Annotated in this window: 20 protein-coding genes; 8 read left to right on the top strand and 12 right to left on the bottom strand. The window is 71.6% G+C overall.

Features of this window, described 5'->3' with window-relative positions; all coding sequences use genetic code 11:
• Window positions 1-99: 99 nt before the first annotated feature.
• The 3 genes from valS to ACH34Q_RS08410 all read left to right on the top strand — a co-directional run bounded on the left by valS (window position 100) and on the right by ACH34Q_RS08410 (window position 5,027).
• Window positions 100-2,625: a valine--tRNA ligase gene (gene valS, locus ACH34Q_RS08420; RefSeq protein WP_395982216.1), complete on the top strand. Its 2,526-nt coding sequence runs from the start codon at window positions 100-102 to the stop codon at window positions 2,623-2,625.
• Window positions 2,626-2,739: 114 nt separating this feature from the next.
• Window positions 2,740-3,927, top strand: a complete 1,188-nt coding sequence (locus tag ACH34Q_RS08415; RefSeq protein WP_395982215.1) for an acyl-CoA dehydrogenase family protein — start codon at window positions 2,740-2,742, stop codon at window positions 3,925-3,927.
• Window positions 3,924-5,027, top strand: coding sequence for an acyl-CoA dehydrogenase family protein (locus ACH34Q_RS08410; protein ID WP_395982214.1), 1,104 nt, complete (start codon window positions 3,924-3,926; stop codon window positions 5,025-5,027). The genes ACH34Q_RS08415 and ACH34Q_RS08410 overlap by 4 nt, the downstream gene beginning before the upstream one ends.
• Window positions 5,028-5,179: 152 nt before the next feature.
• Here the strand turns inward: ACH34Q_RS08410 and ACH34Q_RS08405 are convergent, their stop codons facing one another.
• From ACH34Q_RS08405 to ACH34Q_RS08360, 10 genes are all read right to left on the bottom strand, one after another.
• Window positions 5,180-6,457, bottom strand: coding sequence for a cytochrome P450 (locus ACH34Q_RS08405; protein ID WP_395982213.1), 1,278 nt, complete (start codon window positions 6,455-6,457; stop codon window positions 5,180-5,182).
• A gap of 62 nt (window positions 6,458-6,519) precedes the next feature.
• On the bottom strand, window positions 6,520-7,203 hold the full coding sequence (locus ACH34Q_RS08400; RefSeq protein WP_395982212.1) for a YidC/Oxa1 family membrane protein insertase: 684 nt from the start codon (window positions 7,201-7,203) through the stop codon (window positions 6,520-6,522).
• Window positions 7,204-7,233: 30 nt separating this feature from the next.
• The gene (locus ACH34Q_RS08395; protein WP_395982211.1) at window positions 7,234-7,503 is read right to left on the bottom strand and encodes a DUF6412 domain-containing protein; all 270 of its coding nucleotides are present in this window, start codon (window positions 7,501-7,503) and stop codon (window positions 7,234-7,236) included.
• 44 nt (window positions 7,504-7,547) lie between these two features.
• Complete coding sequence (locus ACH34Q_RS08390) at window positions 7,548-8,054, bottom strand: hypothetical protein (RefSeq protein ID WP_395982210.1); 507 nt, start codon at window positions 8,052-8,054, stop codon at window positions 7,548-7,550.
• A 90-nt stretch (window positions 8,055-8,144) separates the two neighbouring features.
• Complete coding sequence (locus tag ACH34Q_RS08385; protein ID WP_395982209.1) at window positions 8,145-8,312, bottom strand: hypothetical protein; 168 nt, start codon at window positions 8,310-8,312, stop codon at window positions 8,145-8,147.
• Window positions 8,300-8,845, bottom strand: coding sequence for a hypothetical protein (locus ACH34Q_RS08380; RefSeq protein ID WP_395982208.1), 546 nt, complete (start codon window positions 8,843-8,845; stop codon window positions 8,300-8,302). Before ACH34Q_RS08380 ends, ACH34Q_RS08385 begins: the two co-directional genes overlap by 13 nt.
• Complete coding sequence (locus ACH34Q_RS08375; RefSeq protein WP_395982207.1) at window positions 8,842-9,411, bottom strand: hypothetical protein; 570 nt, start codon at window positions 9,409-9,411, stop codon at window positions 8,842-8,844. The genes ACH34Q_RS08380 and ACH34Q_RS08375 overlap by 4 nt, the downstream gene beginning before the upstream one ends.
• Window positions 9,408-9,998: a MauE/DoxX family redox-associated membrane protein gene (locus tag ACH34Q_RS08370; RefSeq protein ID WP_395982206.1), complete on the bottom strand. Its 591-nt coding sequence runs from the start codon at window positions 9,996-9,998 to the stop codon at window positions 9,408-9,410. Before ACH34Q_RS08370 ends, ACH34Q_RS08375 begins: the two co-directional genes overlap by 4 nt.
• Window positions 9,995-10,684, bottom strand: a complete 690-nt coding sequence (locus ACH34Q_RS08365) for a hypothetical protein (protein WP_395982205.1) — start codon at window positions 10,682-10,684, stop codon at window positions 9,995-9,997. The genes ACH34Q_RS08370 and ACH34Q_RS08365 overlap by 4 nt, the downstream gene beginning before the upstream one ends.
• A 45-nt stretch (window positions 10,685-10,729) precedes the next feature.
• The gene (locus ACH34Q_RS08360; RefSeq protein WP_395982204.1) at window positions 10,730-10,876 is read right to left on the bottom strand and encodes a hypothetical protein; all 147 of its coding nucleotides are present in this window, start codon (window positions 10,874-10,876) and stop codon (window positions 10,730-10,732) included.
• A 201-nt stretch (window positions 10,877-11,077) separates the two neighbouring features.
• Here ACH34Q_RS08360 and dut point away from each other — a divergent pair, with 201 nt between their 5' ends.
• The 4 genes from dut (at window position 11,078) to ACH34Q_RS08340 (ending at window position 14,022) form a co-directional block, all read left to right on the top strand.
• Complete coding sequence (gene dut, locus ACH34Q_RS08355) at window positions 11,078-11,554, top strand: dUTP diphosphatase (protein ID WP_395982203.1); 477 nt, start codon at window positions 11,078-11,080, stop codon at window positions 11,552-11,554.
• Window positions 11,555-11,557: 3 nt separating this feature from the next.
• On the top strand, window positions 11,558-12,406 hold the full coding sequence (locus tag ACH34Q_RS08350; protein WP_395982202.1) for a DUF3710 domain-containing protein: 849 nt from the start codon (window positions 11,558-11,560) through the stop codon (window positions 12,404-12,406).
• Between the two features lie 282 nt (window positions 12,407-12,688).
• Complete coding sequence (locus ACH34Q_RS08345) at window positions 12,689-12,769, top strand: 50S ribosomal protein bL37 (RefSeq protein WP_395982441.1); 81 nt, start codon at window positions 12,689-12,691, stop codon at window positions 12,767-12,769.
• Window positions 12,770-12,984: 215 nt separating this feature from the next.
• On the top strand, window positions 12,985-14,022 hold the full coding sequence (locus tag ACH34Q_RS08340) for an aldo/keto reductase (RefSeq protein WP_395982201.1): 1,038 nt from the start codon (window positions 12,985-12,987) through the stop codon (window positions 14,020-14,022).
• A gap of 35 nt (window positions 14,023-14,057) precedes the next feature.
• On the opposite strand, the gene ACH34Q_RS08335 is transcribed toward ACH34Q_RS08340, so the two are convergent.
• Window positions 14,058-14,975 carry a helix-turn-helix domain-containing protein gene (locus ACH34Q_RS08335; protein ID WP_395982200.1) on the bottom strand — a complete coding sequence of 306 codons (918 nt, stop codon included), beginning with the start codon at window positions 14,973-14,975 and terminating at the stop codon, window positions 14,058-14,060.
• Window positions 14,976-15,073: 98 nt separating this feature from the next.
• Window positions 15,074-15,775: a PIG-L deacetylase family protein gene (locus ACH34Q_RS08330; RefSeq protein ID WP_395982199.1), complete on the bottom strand. Its 702-nt coding sequence runs from the start codon at window positions 15,773-15,775 to the stop codon at window positions 15,074-15,076.
• 374 nt (window positions 15,776-16,149) lie between these two features.
• On the opposite strand from ACH34Q_RS08330, the gene ACH34Q_RS08325 reads away from it, so the two are divergent.
• Window positions 16,150-16,959: an ABC transporter ATP-binding protein gene (locus tag ACH34Q_RS08325; RefSeq protein WP_395982198.1), complete on the top strand. Its 810-nt coding sequence runs from the start codon at window positions 16,150-16,152 to the stop codon at window positions 16,957-16,959.

Genomic DNA, 16,959 nt, shown 5'->3' with positions numbered 1-16,959 from the left:
CGTGCCTCCGACGCTACCGGACCGGCATCGGCTCGATGACCTTCGCCGTGCGCGGTTCAATCGGCGTGCGGGCGTCCCGGCTGTTACTAGCATTGGCGCATGACCGCTCAGCCACGTACACCCGAAGTTCCCGCCAAGCCCACCCTGGACGGCTTGGAGGACAAGTGGGTACGCCGCTGGGACGACGCCGGCACGTACCGCTTCGACCGGACCCGGCCACGCGCCGAGGTCTACTCGATCGACACCCCGCCGCCCACGGTCAGCGGATCGCTGCACGTCGGCCACGTCTTCTCCTACACCCACACCGACGCCATCGCGCGCTACCAGCGGATGCGCGGGCGCGCGGTCTTCTACCCGATCGGCTGGGACGACAACGGCCTGGCCACCGAGCGCCGCGTCCAGAACCACTTCGGCGTCCGCTGCGAGCCCGCGCTGCCGTACGACCCCGGCTTCGAGCCGCCGGCCAAGCCCGATCCCAAACGCCAGGTCTCGGTCAGCCGGCGCAACTTCATCGAGCTGTGCGAGCGGCTCACCGAGGTCGACGAGCAGGCGTTCGAGGAGATGTGGCGCCGGGTCGGGCTCTCGGTCGACTGGAGCCTGCTCTACACGACGATCGGGAACCACTCCCGCGTCGCCTCGCAGCGGGCGTTCCTGCGCAACCTGGCGCGGGGCGAGGCGTACGGCTCGGAGGCGCCCACGCTCTGGGACGTCACGTTCCGTACCGCCGTCGCGCAGGCGGAGCTGGAGGACCGCGACCAGCCGGGCGCGTTCTACAAGCTCCGGTTCCTTGGGCAGGACCGGCCGGTCTACATCGAGACGACGCGGCCGGAACTGCTGCCTGCCTGCGTCGCGCTGGTCGCCCACCCCGACGACGAGCGGTACAAGGAGTTGTTCGGCACCACGGCCCGCACGCCGCTGTTCGGCGTCGAGGTCCCGATCCTGCCGCACCGGCTGGCCGAGCCTGACAAGGGCACCGGGATCGCGATGATCTGCACGTTCGGCGACACCACCGACGTCACCTGGTGGCGCGAGCTGGACCTGCCGACCCGGCCGATCATCGGCTGGGACGGCCGGCTGGCCGCCGAGCCGCCCGCCGGGGTCCCGGCCGGGCCGTACGCGGAGCTGGCCGGCAAGACCGTCTTCTCCGCCAAGGAGCGCATCGCCGAGCTGCTGCGCGAGTCCGGTGACCTGGACGGCGAGCCGCGCGCGATCGTCCGGCCGGTCAAGTTCTACGAGAAGGGCAGCAAGCCCCTCGAGATCGTCACCACCCGGCAGTGGTACATCCGCAACGGCGGGCGCGACCGCGCGCTGCGCGACCGGATGCTCGCCCGCGGCGGCGAGCTGGCCTGGCATCCCTCGTACATGCGGGCCCGCTACGACAACTGGGTCGAGGGCCTCAACGGCGACTGGCTGATCTCCCGGCAGCGGTTCTTCGGTGTCCCGTTCCCGGTCTGGTACCGGCTGGACGACTCCGGCGAGCCGCTCTACGACGACCCGATCGTCGCGCAGGAGGCGTCCCTTCCGGTCGATCCGTCGTCGGAGCCCGCGCCCGGCTTCACCGAGGACCAGCGCGGCGAGCCGGGGGGCTTCACCGGCGACACCGACGTGATGGACACCTGGGCGACCTCGTCGCTCACCCCGCAGATCGCGGGCGGCTGGGAGCGCGACCCCGACCTGTTCGCCCGCGTCTTCCCGTACGACCTGCGCCCGCAGGGCCACGACATCATCCGCACCTGGCTGTTCGCCACGATCGTCCGCGCCCATCAGGAGCACGGCTCGCTGCCGTGGACCGACACCGCGTTGTCGGGCTGGATCCTCGATCCGGACCGCAAGAAGATGTCCAAGTCCAAGGGCAACGTCGTCACCCCTGTCGGGCTGCTGAAGGAGTACGGCTCCGACGCGGTCCGCTACTGGTCGGCCAACGGCCGCCCGGGCACCGACACCGCGTTCGACACCGGCCAGATCAAGGTCGGCCGGCGGCTCGCCATCAAGATCCTGAACGCCTCGAAGTTCGTGCTGGGGCTGGGCGACGTCGCCGCGGACGCCCCGGTCACCGAGCCCATCGACCTGTCGATGCTGGCCGCGCTGGGCGCCGTCGCGACCGAGGCGACCGAGGCGTTCGAGGGCTACGACTACGCCCGTGCCCTCGAACGCACCGAGCGGTTCTTCTGGGAGTTCTGCGACGACTACCTGGAGCTGGTCAAGACCCGCGCCTACGGTGACGGCCCGGAGGCGCAGTCGGCCCGTGCCGCGCTCCGTACGGCCCTGTCCGCCCTCCTGCGGCTGTTCGCGCCCGTCCTGCCGTTCGTGACCGAGGAGGTCTGGTCCTGGTGGCGTGAGGGCTCGGTCCATCTCGCCTCCTGGCCGCGGGCGTCGGAGCTTCCCGCCGGCGGTGACCCGGACGTGCTGGCCGCCACCGCCGAGGCGCTGCGCCAGGTCCGCAAGGCCAAGTCCGCGGCCAAGGCGTCGATGCGCGCGGACGTCTCGCACGCCGCCGTGCAGGGGTCCGCCACGTCCCGCATCGCCCGTACCGACCTGGTCGCCGCCGGGCGCATCGCCGACCTGACCCTGAAGGAGACCCCGGACGATCTGACGGTGACCGTCACGCTGGCGCCCGTGCCCTGACCCAGCCGTCCTGACCCGGCCGTCCTGATCGGGCGGCTCTACCGAATGACATTCGGGTTGCGGCGCGCTAGCGTAAGCAGCCGCTGACATCGTCGTCTCCGGAGGAGCCGCCCCGTGACGGATCTGGACGAGTACGGGCGCGAGGCCCGCGCCTGGCTCGAGGCCAACGCGCGCGACCTGCCGCGCGAGACCGACCTCGCCACCGCCCGTACGTTCATGGCCGGGCTGTACGACGCCGGGTACTCCGGCATCACCTGGCCGTCGGAGTACGGCGGGCAGGGGCTGAGCGCGGCGGAGGAGCGCGCGTTCCAGCAGGCCTCCCGCGACTTCACGCTGCCGGTCGGGGCGTTCGGCATCGGCCTGGGCATGTGCGGGCCCACGCTGCTGTCGATCGGGACCGAGGAGCACAAGCGCCGCTACATCCGGCCGCTGCTGCGCGGCGAGGAGATCTGGTGCCAGATGTTCTCCGAGCCGGGCGCCGGATCGGACGTGGCCTCGCTGCAGACCCGCGCCGTCCTGGACGGGGACGCCTGGATCGTCAACGGGCAGAAGGTGTGGACGTCGGTCGCCAAGCAGGCCGACTTCGGACTGCTGATCGCCCGGACCGACGCGGACCTGCCCAAGCACCAGGGCATCACGATGTTCGTCATCGACATGCACGACCCGGGCGTCACCGTACGGCCGCTGCGCGACATGACCGGCGACGCGCACTTCAACGAGATCTTCTTCGATGACGTGCGGGTCGCGCCGGACCAGGTGGTGGGCGAGGTGAACGGCGGCTGGTCGGCCGCGGTCACCACGCTGCTGCACGAGCGGGTCTCGATCGGGATGGGCGCGACCCGGACCGAACGGCCCGCCTCGTTCGAGAAGATGACCAAGGCCGCGCGCGAGCGGGGGCTGCTGGACGACGCCGCCGTCCGCGACCAGTTGCTGGACCTCTACCTGCAGGAACGCGCGTTCGACCTGTTCAACGCGCGGCTGTCGCAGGAGGTCCACGCCGGGCTCCAGCCGGGCGCCCGGGGCTCGATCGCCAAGCTGCTGCTGGCCGAGCTGACCATGTCCAGTGCCGACGCGGCGAGCGAGATCCTCGGCGCCGACGCCGTCGCCTACGACGAGGACGGCCGGATCGCGCGGGCGCTGGCGTTCGCGCCCGGGATGGCGCTGGGCGGCGGTACCAACGAGATCATGCGCAACATCATCGGCGACCGCGTGCTCGGCCTGCCGCGCGAGCCGCAGGTCGACCGGACGGTGCCGTTCCGCGATCTCAAGGTCGGCACCCAGGCGAAGGAGGCGGGCAAGTGAAGCTGATCATGACCGACGACCAGCGGGAGCTGGCGTCCTCGGTCCGGTCCTTCCTGGCCGGTACCGCGCCGATGGCCCGGGTCCGGGAGATCGCCGAGTCGCCCGAGCCGTACGACCCCCGGGTCTGGGAGCGGATGTCGGGCGAGCTGGGCCTGACCGGGCTGGCGATCCCCGAGGAGCACGGCGGCGCCGGCGCCGGGCACGGCGAGGTCTCGGCGGTCCTGGAGGAACTGGGCGCCGCGCTCACGCCCGCGCCGTTCTTCGCCTCGGCGGTCCTGGCGGCGAACGTGCTGCTGGAGGCCGGCGACCAGGAGGCGCGCAAGGCGTACCTGCCCGGGATCGCGGCGGGCACCACCGTCGCCACCTTCGCCGTGCCGGGTGATGGCCCGGCACCGGAGGTACGTGACGGCAAGCTGCACGGTTCCGTCCCGCACGTTCTGAACGGGGCGGACGCCGGCCTGATCCTGATCGCGGCCGAGGACGGGCTCTACGCGGTCGAGTCAGGCGCCGAGGGCCTCACCCGCACGCCGCTGACGACCCTCGACCTGACCCGGCCGGAGGCCCGGCTCGAGTTCGCGGGCACGCCGGCGCGGCGGATCGGCTCTGTCGGCGGGGTTCGGGCCGACGGGGTCCGGGCCGGCGGGGAGGGGGCCGACGGGATCCGGCGGGCCCTGGACCTGGCCACCGTGGCGCTCGCGGCCGAGCAGCTCGGCGGGCTCCGCCGCTGCCTGGACACGATCGTCGAGTACGCCAAGCTGCGCGTGCAGTTCGGCCGTTTCGTCGGATCGTTCCAGGGCGTCAAGCACAAGCTCGCCGACATGCAGTGCACGCTCGAACAGGCCGAGTCGATCGTCCGGTACGCCGCCTGGGCCGCCGACGAGAGCCCCGAGGAGCTGCCCGTCGCGGCGGCGCTGGCCGGGTCGTACATGGGCCGGGCCTACTTCCAGGTCGCCAAGGACCACCTGCTCCTGCACGGCGGCATCGGGTTCACGTGGGAGCACGACGCCCACCTGTACTACAAGCGGGCCAAGAGCTCCCAGGTGCTGCTCGGATCCCCCCGCCACCACCGAGCCCGCCTTTCAGAGGCGTTGTTCGCCTGACGTACGCGCCGGTGCGGTGACCACGACCTTCACCGCCGCCTCAGGTTGACTCGTGGCGTGTTAGCCTCCAAGAGCGACGCCAGGGGCGAACACGCCACGAGTCAACGAAGAGAGCGCCGGCCGGGAGCCGGGGAACGTAGGTGGTCACCGCGCTAGTACGCGAACGGCAGGTGCTTGATGCCGTTGATGAAGTTGGAGAAGAGCCGGTCGGGCCGTCCCGTGGAACGGATCTCGGGGACCCGCGTGAACAGCTCGCGGAACATCACGGTGATCTCCTGCCGGGCCAGGTTGGCGCCCAGGCAGAAGTGCGGTCCCGGGCCGCCGAACCCCACGTGCGGGTTCGGCGAGCGGGTGATGTCGAACGTGTCGGGGTCGGGGAAGACGGCCTCGTCGCGGTTGGCCGAGTTGTAGAACAGCAGGACCTTGTCGCCCGGCCGGTAGGTGTGGCCGTTCATCTCGTGCTCGCGGGTCACGGTGCGGCGGAACTGGATCACCGGCGTCGCCATCCGGACGATCTCCTCCACCGCGCCGCCGATCCGGCCGTCGAAGTCGGCCATCAGCAACTCCCGCTGCTCGGGATTGTCGGTCAGCAGCTTGAGGCCGTGCGACATCGCGTTGCGGGTGGTCTCGTTGCCGGCCACGACCAGCAGGATGAAGAACGAGCCGATCTCCTGGTCGGTCAGCGACTCGCCGTCGACGTTGGCGCTGATCAGGGCCGAGACCAGGTCGTCCCCGGGCTGCCGGCGCCGCCGCCTGGCGAGCTTCATCGCCAGGTGGTTCAGCTCGTACCCGGCGGCCATCCCGGCCGCGAGCCCGTACAGGACGCCGGTACGGGTGATGCCGTCGGTGTACTGCCGCCCTCCGGTGTACTCCGGATCGCCCAGGCCCAGGATCGTGTTCGTCCGCTCGTACACCATCGGCCGGAGCGGCTCGGGGATGCCCATCATGTCGCAGATGACCTGGACGGGCAGCCGGGCGGCGACGTCGGTGACGAAGTCGCCCGGCCCGTCCAGGCCGGTCACGATCCGGGTCGCGGAGGCCTGCAGGTCGGTCTCCAGCTTGGCCAGCACCCGTGGGGTGAACGCCCGCGAGACGATCCGCCGGATCTTGGCATGCCGGGGGTCGTCCATGTTGATCATCGAGCCGAAGTAGCGCGCCATGTAGCGGGGCAGGTCGGCGATGCTGTTGGAGCACGGTTCGCTGCTGAACACCTGCGGGTTGCGGCTGGCCTCGACCACGTCGGCATGGCGGGCCAGCGCGTAGTAGCCCGGCCCGTGCTTGATGAACGGCAGCTTGAGCTCGGGGAAGAACGCCGGATGGTCCAGCCCGCGCAGCCGCGCGAACGCCCGCTCGCGCTCGCGCGGCGGCAGGGACCAGAACTCCAGGTCCGAGAGGTCGACGCCGGCCGTGTCCCGTATCTCGGTCGCCATGCCCGTCCCTTCAGATCCGAACGTGGTTCGGTTGCCATCGAACCCGTGGCCCGGACGCTGCGTCAAGGGATCGCGACGATACGGCGATGCAAGATGGCGCGTTCCGAAGCCGCCCAGGTGGTCGAGGCCAGCAGGTAGAGCCCCGCCGCCAGCGGTACGAACGCCGCCACCGCCACGGTCCCGAACGGCAGCAGCCGCGCCACGTTCCCCATCGGCCCCGTGACGGTCACCCGCCGCGACGACCACCACGCCACCAGCGCGAGCAGCACCAGGAGCCCCGCGAACACCAGGGCCCCAGAGGAGAACAGCCCCACGCTCAGCAGGTTCTGCCCGAGGGGTGCGCCCAGCAGCGTGTGCGTGAGCAGCAGGTTCTGATGTCCGGCCACAGTGGCGGACACGAAGAGTTGATACATGACCGCGAAGAACGGCCACTGCGCTAGACCGGGCAGGCACCCCGCCAGGGGCGACGCCCCCTCTGCCGCGTACAGATCGGCCGTCGCCTTGCGGAGCTGTTGCGGATCCTTGGCGTGCTTCTTCTGCAGTGCCTGAAGCTGGGGGAGGAGTCGTGTACGGGTCCGTTCCGCGCGCGCTTGGGCGACGGCCAGCGGGAGGAGCAGCAGCCGTACGGCCGCCGTGAACAGGACGATGGCAGCGGCAGTGGACGGCTCACCGAGGGCGTCCAGCGCCCCGGCCAGCGAGCTGACCAGGTCATGGGCAGCCGAAACAGGGACATCGAGCAGGAACATGAGAAGGCCTTCCGGGGAGATGGAGATCGATCAGCGAACTGCGATCTCCGGTCCCGGGGCTCTCGGGCGCGGCCGTCCCGCCGCGTCCGGATCGCGCTGAGGCAGGAAGGCCATGCGCAACGTACGCTCGCGCAACGTCGTGCGGACACGGGCCGGTGAGGCGCGGTGATCGTGCCGTACAGCAAGGGGCGTGGCCACCAGCAGGAGCAGCCCTGCCACCGCGAGCGTGCCCACGCCCACCGCCAGGCTCTGCCCGGAGACGAGGTCCGCCACGGCCATCAGCAGCGGCGGCAACAGCACGGGTGAGCCTTCCTCAAAGCGAGCGATCCGCCCATAGAGACGTCTCAGCCACCCGGAGGGTTCCCGCCGTTCAGCAGGAGGAGGGCCAGGGCGGTGGGGATGGTCAGGGCGGTGGTGTTCTTGATCCAAGGCATGCGATGGGTGATGGTGGCGGCGCGGCCGGGGTCCTGGGAGGCGTAGGTCAGGGCGGCGCTGAGGGCTCGCCCCAGGCCGAAGGCGGTTCCGGCCAGGAGTGTGGGGATGAGGGCGTGCCTGCTGAGGAGCAGGCACAGGGCCAGGACGTACGGGGCGGACGCGGAGACGTAGGTGCGTACGCCCGTTCCCAACTCGAAGCCGAACTGCAGCGAGCCCCGGCGCATGCGGAACTGCAGGACCTCCTGCGGGATCTGGCGGGCGTTCTGCGGCAGCGGCAAGGGGAAGAGGCCGAGTTCGCGGGCCGCGCCCAGTACGGCGATGAGCAGGATCGCCGACGTGCGCGCGTACGAGGGGAGCGGGGCGGTGAGGCCCGACAGCAGCCAGACGACCGTTCCGCTCAGGGTGCCCCCCAGCAAGAGGCCGAGGGTGAAAACGGCGAGGATCTCGCCCTGCCGTACGTGGGCCCGCCAACCTGGCGAGAACAGCACCGACTCGCTGTTACGCGTTCAAACGGAGCCCGAGAGCGCGTAGCCGGCCATCGCGCCCACCGAGGCCCAGCACAGGACGGTCGCCTCCAGGGCGGCCGAGGCCACGGCCAGGAGGGCGAGCGCGGCGACGGGCAGGAGCGGTTCGGTGAGGCCCCGGCGGAGGCGCCCGGCCGTCAGTTGAGGCACGAGGTCGCCTTGCGGCAGATGGTCTTGTACCAGTTGCCCTTCTTGGACTTCTTCCAGCCGTCGTGGCAGCGCCAGGTGACGCCCTTCGAGCAGCTGCCGCAACTCTTGGAGTACGACCAGAGCCAGCCGTCCCAGCCACTGCCGTAGCACTGGCCGGGGCGGAGCTTGTAGCGGCCCGGGTCGGAGACGCCCGACTTGTGGAAGCCCTTGTACTTGCCGCTCGTACGGCAGCACACCGAGCAGACCAGGCTCGGCCCGCAGCCGGGCGAGCAGTTGTGGTTGGCCGCGTACGACGGGCAGCGCCCGTAGATGTCGTAGTAGCCGCGCATGCTGTACCCGGCGGCGATGGCCTTGCGGGCGGGCGGGAAGACGCCGAGCGCGTTGAGGCCCACGGCGGCGCCGGTGGCGGCGATCCCCGACAGGACGCTGCGGCGGCCCACCCGCGTGCGCGGAGTCTCGCGGCGCCGCCGGACCCGTTCGGCCCCCGCGGGACGGGGGCCGTTCAGCGGCGGGATGTCCTCAAGCTCGATCATCGCGTTCCCTCCGGTTCGATTCCCGCCTCAACCCGCCCTGTGTCTGTTCCCGCCTCACCCCGCCCCGGACCTGTTCCCACCTCAACCCGCCCCGGTTCCAATAGCTCACGGAGTACCTCGGGCGAGCCGGCCGGCTCCGCGGTACGGATGCGGCCGGAGGCGTCCACGATCACGGCGAACGGGGTGGCGGGTACCCGGTAGTCGGCGAACAGGCCGTCCTGCTCATGGGTGAGCACCGTTGCGGGCGAGCCGTCGGGCGCGGGCCCGGAGAAGATCGCCGTGACCGGGCCCTCGACCGCCCCTTGGCCCTCGACCGACTCCAGGCCCTCGACCGACTCCAGGACCTCGGCGCACACCCCGCAGTCGCGGTCGAGGAAGAGCAGCAGCCCCGGGCCGAGCCGGTCGAACGCGGGCGCGGCCGAGCCGGGCGGCAGGCCGAGCGCGCGGCGGCGCTCCGATGGGCTCTGGCCGAGCGCGTGCACCTGCCGTACGAGCCCGGCGACCACCAGGGACAGCAGCAGGATCGCGACCCACGAGAGCAGCAGCGCGCTGGTCTGGAAGCTCATGCCGCGGTTCTCCCCTCGAGTTGCTGGTTCATCTGCTCGTTCATCTGCTCGTTCATCTCGAGTTGCTGGTTCGTCTGTTCGTTCATCGCCCGCGGAAGCGTCCAGAGGAGCACGGCGAAGGTCAGCCCCGCCAGGACGGTCATCGCGGTCTCGGCGCCACCGCCGGACGGAAGGGCGGCGAACGCGCCGACGGCCGCCGGCAGCGCGAGCGCGGCGGCCCGTACGGCCACCCAGATCGTCATAGGGGAGTCGAGGTCTCCCGCGCAGCCGCAGGGTGCGGCAGGCCGGGTACGGGTGACGTGGAGGCTGTACGCGGCGTACGAGGCCAGCAGGACGGCGGTGCACCCCAGGGCGCCGCGCAGCAGATCGTCGCGTCCGAGCAGCAGGCCGGTCGCGGCGGCCAGGCCCAGGACCGCCTCGGCGGCCGGGACGAGGACCGCGACGGGCCTGATCAGGAACGCCGGCAGCGTCCGCTGGGCGCGCAGCGCGGAGCCGAGCAGGCCGGGACGGCGCAGGTGGCCGGCCAGGGAGCCCAGCAGGACGAGCGGGACCGCGATCGCGCCCACGCCCGCGAGCAGTCCGCTCACCGGACCGCCTCGACCGCCAGCCCGGCGAGCCGCCCCGGGACCTCGCGCACCCGGTCCTCCTCCGGCAGCACGGTCACCAGCAGGGCGCGGGTGGCGAGCAGGAAGTACGGGCCCTGCCCCTCGACGGTGTCCTGGAAGAGTTCGCCGCCCGCGACCTGGGCGCCGCGCCAGGGCGGCAGCCGCCGCCGGGTCCGCCCGTTCAGCGCGGTGATCTCCAGCAGGCCGAGCCCGGGGACCTCCTTGACCAGGTCGGCGGGGTCGGGACGGGCCGCGCGGCCGCGTGGCTGCGCGGTGACGCCGTCGTCGTGCTCGGTCAGCCGCAGGGTGCCGAAGAACTCGATCGCGTCGGCCGGGACCCCGTGGTAGAGGTGCGTGAAGACCGCGTGCCTGCGGCCCTCCCAGACGGCGGCGAGCACCGGGTCGGCGACGCGGGTCTCGGGGTCCCGGGCGGAGGTACGGCCGATCCGCAGCCGCCCGCCCTGGATCCGGTACTCCTGGTGGAAGCGCTCGACGCCGATGTCCTCGGCCCACGCCCGGGCGTCGGCCTTGGTGCCGCTGGAGATCTCGTGCAGCCGGCCGCCGTCGGCGATCCGCGCGACCGAGGTGGTGGGACGGTCCAGCTCGTACGCGCCGCGGAACCGCACGCGAGTGCCGTCCAGGGACCGATGGGTGACGTCTCTCAGCAATTCGGACCCTCCGTACGAAAAGTACGGTCAGTGACATCGTTGACGCTACGCGCCCAGGGCCGTCCCTGGGATGGGCGTGCCGGAAGTGGTCACGCTGTCCAGGCGGGCGGCGCCCGCCGGGCGGCGCCCCTCCGAGTAGATCACGTTCAGTAGATCATGGGCGACGCTCCGTACCCGGATGGACGCGCCCACCGCGCGTGCCTGGCGCGCCGCGGACCGGGCAGTCGATAGGGTCGGACGCGCCCCGGCGGGCGCGACACATCCCGAGCTTGAGGCACATCCCCGAGCTTGAGACACATCCCCGAGCTTGAGACACATCCCGAGCTCGAGGCACATCCCCGAGCTTGAGACACATCCCGAGCTTGAGACACATCCCGGACTTGAGGTGACCCCGTGACGAACAAGGTGGACGTGCTCATCCGCCGGCTGGACCCGGAGCTGCCCCTTCCCTCGTACGCGCATGCGGGCGACGCGGGCGCGGACCTGGTCGCCGCCGCCGACGTGGAACTGCCTCCGGGAGAGCGCGCGGTCGTCCCCACCGGGATCGCGATCGCGCTGCCCGACGGCTACGCCGCCTTCATTCACCCCCGTTCGGGTTTGGGCGCTAGGTTTGGGGTGACCATCGTCAACGCACCCGGTACGGTCGATGCCGGTTATCGGGGTGAGATCAAGGTGACCCTGCTGAACACCGACCCCCGCGCCACCGTTCGGCTGCGGCGCGGTGACCGCATCGCCCAGATGGTCGTGCAACGGGTGGAGCACGCGGTCTTCCACGAGGTCACCGAACTTCCGGGAGCGGCGCGCGGCGCCGCCGGATTCGGTTCCACGGGTGGATTCGCGGATAATGGGCTGAGCGAAGAAGGAGCGTGAGTCGTGGCTTTTGGACGTCGCCGTCAGGCCGAGGAGCCCGAGAAGGAGCCCCGGACGGCCGACGAGGAGACCGAGACCGCCGCCTCGGCCGCGGACAGCGAGGCCGATGAGGCTCCGGAGACCGCCGAGGCGGCCGAGCCGGCCGCCGTCGAGGGCGGGCCCTGGGACTCGGAGGAGAAGTTCCCCGAGCTGCAGCGCCTGGACTTCGGGGCGATGCAGGTGCCGGTCGCGCCGGGGCTGGGCTTCCAGGTCAACTTCGAGGCCACCCAGGTCGACGACGAGGGCAACCCGCTGGACGGGCGCCCGGTCGCCGTGCTGGTGCAGTACGAGGAGAGCGCCATGCAGCTGCAGGCGTTCGCCGCGCCCAAGCGCTCGGGCATCTGGGCCGACATCCGGCGGGACACCGCCAAGGACATCGAGGAGGACGCCCAGGGCCAGACCCAGGAGGGCGAGGGGCCGTTCGGTCCCGAGCTGCTGGCGATGGTCCCCGCGGCGCTGACCGAAGAGGTCCTGGCCGAGATGCCGCAGGAGATGCGCGAGCAGATCCCGGCCGAGTTCATCGAGCAGGGCTGGGCACCGCAGCTGATCCGCTTCATCGGGGTGGACGGCCCGCGCTGGTTCCTGCAGGCGATCGTGCAGGGCGCCGCGATCGAGGACGAGGAGCAGTGGCAGGTCCTGGAGGACGTGTTCCGCAACATCGTCGTCGTCCGGGGCGAGTCCCCGATGCCGCCGCGCGAGCTGCTGGAACTGCAGGTCCCGCAGGAGTTCAGCGAGGCCGCCGAGGACGACGAGGAGAACGTCGAGACGTTCGACCCCTTCGAGCGCGGCCCCGAGATCACCGAGGTCCGCTAGGCGCGCGCTGATGGCGTCGGCGCGTTGATGGCGTCGCCCTTGGCGTCGGGCCTTGGGGGCCCTCCTTCGGCGGGCGCCGACGGCGATCGCTGCATCGCTCCGGCTCGCCCAGGGGCTCGCTTCGCGATCAGGTTCTCGCAGGCTCGAACCTGGCTTCGCACGCGATCGCAGCGTTGAGGGTCGGGCCGCACGCCTGTTTCGGGCGTGCGGTCCGGTGCTTTTCGTCCCTCGGTGCTCCGGTCCGTTCCTTGCCGAACGGCGCCCGCGGGTGGTCAATGGGGCATGTCCAAGAAGACCCGCAAGCGCCGTTCCCGCAAGCGCCGCAAGGCCAACGGGGGCAAGCGCCCCAACGCCCGCCACTGACCTCTGCCTCCCGGCTCCGCCCGTAGCTCCCGCTTCCCTGCTTCCCCGGTGCCCTGCTTACCCGCTTCCCCGGTGCCCCGCTTCCCCGGTGCCCCGGTGCCCCGGTGCACGATCGTGCAACCGGCACGGATGTGAAAGACGCCCCACCGCCCGCTCGGCAGCATCGAGCGGGACGGAATCGACCAGGCGGTCGATCGCATCGGTGAGGAGCATCCATGACGGCGGACCACCCCTCGCGGCGGAAATTGATCAAGGGAGCGGGCGCCGGCGCGCTGATCGCGACCGGGCTGGCCGGGACGGCCGGGGCGGCGAGCGCCTCGGCCGGGCCCGGCTTCCGGGACCTGATCACCCGCCGGATCCCGCGTACCGGTGAACGGGTCCCAGCGGTGGGACTGGGCACGTTCATGACGTTCGACAGGCTGCCGCACGCCCCGCGGGGTCACATCCGCGACGTCATGAGCCGTTTCTGGGAGGGCGGCGGCCGGGTCCTTGACACCTCCGCGCTGTACGGGGCGTCGGAGGCCAACGTCGGGGAGTTCGCCCGCGGGCTCGACATCACCGACGGGCTCTTCCTGACGGACAAGAGCTGGGCGTGCGGGGAGTACTTCACGGATCCCTCCCACGCGCTGCGGCAGTTCGAGCAGTCGCTGCGGCGCTTGCACCGAGAGCGGCTCGACGCCGTCCAGGTGCACAGCCTCACCAACACCCCCATGATCCTGCCGATCCTGCGGCGGTTGAAGGACGAGGGCCGGATCCGCTACCTCGGGGTCACCCATCACGAGATCCCCGAGCAGTCTGCGGCGCTCGAGCGCTGGATCCGGACCGGTGACCTGGACATGGTGCAGGTCCGTTACTCGATCTTCATGCGGGAGGCGGAGCGGCGGATCCTGCCCGCCGCCGCCGACCACGGCACCGCGGTCATGGTCAACATGCCGCTGGAGAAGGCCCGGCTGCACGAGGTCGTCCGGGGCCGGCGGCTCCCGGGGTTCGCTCGGGAGATCGGCTGCACGACCTGGTCGCAGTTCTTCCTCAAGTACGTCATCTCGCACCCGGCCGTGACCTGCGTGCTCCCGGCGACCACCGACGCCGCTCACGTCCGCGACAATCTCGCGGCCATGCGCGGCCCCCTGCCCGATCGCGAGCTGCGGCGCAGGATGGTGCGGCACATGGAGTCGATCCCGGGATTCTCCGCGATCGACGGCCGGCCGTGGTATCCGGGGAAGACCTTCCCGGACAGCCAGGTCAAGCTCTGAGCCGTCCGGCCGGTCCGCTCCTGCCGTGCAGGCCTTCAATGAGGGATGTGGGCCTGCCGGTAGGAGCGGGGGGTCGCGCCGTACCGCCGGCGAAACGCGGTCGTGAGGTGGCTCTGGCTGGCCAGGCCCACCTGGTAGGCGATGTCGGCGATGGGCAGGTCGGTGCGCTCGCGCAGCAGCCGCGCGGCGCGTTCCAGCCGGCGCTCGGTCACGTACCGGTGGGGCGAGGTGCCGCTGGCGGCCTTGAACGCGCGGGAGAAGCGGTGCCGGTCCATTCCCGCGACCGCCGCCAGCGCGTCCAGGCGCAGGCTCTCGCCGAGATTCTCGTGGATGTGGTCGAGCACCTCGTGCAGGGCCGTCCCTTCCAGGCGCGCGGGGGATCGCCGGTGGACCGCTCCGCTGGACGGCGCCAGACTGGAGTACCGCCGCAGGAGGTGCAGCATCACCGTCGTGGCGACGCTGTCGGCGAAGAGCTGGTCGGCGGCGCAGTGCACGGCGGGCCCTTCCACCAGTGTGGTCGCCACCTGGTGGAGGAACGGGTCGGACCTGTTGGTATGGGCCGCGAACTCGATCCGGGAGAGGTCGCCGAGGGCTCCGGACGCGCCGAGGGCGTCCAGGTGCCCGGGATCGAGCCGGACGGCGGCATAGGTGATCGTCCCCTTCCGGTAGCGCGTCCAGCGGCGGCGCGTGGCCGGGATGAACGTCGTCGCCCCGGGAAAGTCGACGCTCTCCGAGCGCCGCTCCCCGTCGACGACGGCGGTGGTGCGGCCCCCGGTGCCCGACAGCGTGACGAACACCAGGTGGTCCGGCCGTTGGGTGAGGCCCTCGACGTCGTCGGCCGTCCGCCAGCGGACGTGTTCGACGCCGAGGCCGCCCCACTCCAGCGACCGCCGCCACAGGTCGCGCCCCCCGTACTCGTGGACCTCGCGGATCGGGGCCGGCCGTTCCTCCATGAACCGTCCTCCGGGTCGCCGGGGTCGATGAACTCGCCGCCAGCCAACCGGCTCGGAGCGAAAGAGGGCCTAAAGAACCCGCGCTCGGTGAGCCACCGCTAGAACGGGATGAGTTCGAGCGGCAGCGCGTGCGTGACGCCGACCTCCTTGCCGGCCGGCTCGACCATGCCGGTGAGGAACTCCCGAGGGTCGAAGTCGGCGCCCAGACCCGCGAAGTAGACCTTGTGGGCCTGGAGTGAGGCGACGCCGGCGTCGAGGTGGCCGGTGACGTCGACGTAGTGGGTGGACTGCGGCGAGCCCCCGAACAGCGCGAACCGTACGCCCTGCCAGGGCTCGGCCTCCAGGTCGCGGAACACCCACCGGTTGGCGGCGTCGCGGATCGCGTCCACGACGGCCAGGCCGAGCACCCGGTGGTCGGCCATGTTGAACGCGCCACCGGGGAAGCTGTCCCGGAAGTTCACCGAGATCACGACCTCGGGGCGGTGCCGCCGGATGGCTTCGGCCAGGGCCCGGCGCAGCGGCAGCCCGTACTCCAGCATGCCGTCGGGCAGGTCCAGGAACTCCACGGTCTCCACGCCGACCGCGCGGGCGGCCTCGACCTGCTCCACGCTGCGGACCCGGGCGGCCTCGTCAGGATCCATCCCGTCGATGCCCGCCTCGCCCCGGGTGGCCAGCAGCTCGGCCACCACCTTGCCCTGCGCCGTCCATTTCGCCACGGCGGTCGAGCCGCCGTACTCCAGATCGTCGGGATGCGCCACGATCGCCAGCGCCCGCGTCCAGTCCTCCGGTACCGGTTCCATCCCCTGATTCTGGCGGATCTCAGGCCAGATGGCGGAACCACAGGCAGGGCGTGGCGAGCAGAACGCTGACCAGCGTCACGATCAGACCGTACTTCGTAAAGGTCCAGAGCCTGATCGGCGTGCTAACGGGTCACCGATAGTGATGACCAAGCCGGGGCGGCACCGCCATGCGGACACCGTGCCATGTGACATCGAGCCCATGTGACACCGAGCCCATGTGACACGGAGCCCATGTGACACCGAGCCGATGGGGGAGTGCCGATGGGGGTGTTAGGCCTACCCCGGTTGGCGGTTTGAGCCCATCGTCGCGCGTTCCGGCTGTCCATAGCGTCTTCACCAGGCGCCGATGGGCGGCGGACGAAGGAGGTAGGGCGATGTTGGGAAGGAAGGAAGCGGCCCCGGTCACGACCGGTGAGGCGCTCCGGCTCGAAGGCGTGCGGAAGGTCTACGGCGCCGAGGGCAACCAGGTGGCGGCGCTGGACGGCGTCTCGCTCTCGCTGCCGGCCGGGTCGTTCACCGCGGTGATGGGCCCGTCGGGTTCGGGCAAGAGCACGCTGCTCCAGTGCGCGGCTGGCCTGGACCGGCCCACCGAGGGCCGGGTGTACGTGGACGGAGCCGAGCTGCCCGGCGGCGGCGAGGCGGAGCTGACCAAGTTCCGGCGGCAGCGGATCGGGTTCGTGTTCCAGCAGTTCAACCTGCTGCCGACGCTGACCGTCACGCAGAACGTGACGCTGCCGCTGAAGCTGGCCGGCCGCAAGGCCGACCGGCGGCGGGCGGAGGAGGTCCTGGCACGGGTGGGGCTGGGCGACCGGCTCGGCCACCTGCCGTCGGAGCTGTCGGGCGGCCAGCAGCAGCGGGTCGCGATCGCCCGCGCGCTGGTCACCGAGCCCAGGGTGCTGTTCGGGGACGAGCCCACCGGGGCGCTGGACACCCGCAGCGCGCGGGAGGTGCTCGGCCTGCTGCAGGAGGCGGTACGGGTGTACGGGCGGACCGTGGTGATGGTGACGCACGACCCGGTCGCCGCCGCGTACGCCGACGGGGTCGTGTTCCTGGCCGACGGCCGGCTGGTCGGTTCGATGGCCACGCCCACCGCCGAGGCGGTGGCCGAGCGGATGACGCATCTGGCCGACGAGGTCGAGCGGCAGCGGGTCAAGGGCGCCGCGGGCGTCACGGCGGGGGTGTGA

It is taken from the genome of Actinomadura sp. 9N407 (genome assembly GCF_044326315.1).
Classification (GTDB): domain Bacteria; phylum Actinomycetota; class Actinomycetes; order Streptosporangiales; family Streptosporangiaceae; genus Spirillospora.
The sequence above is the reverse complement of the archived record's forward strand: the minus strand, read 5'-3'. Positions and strand labels throughout refer to the sequence as shown.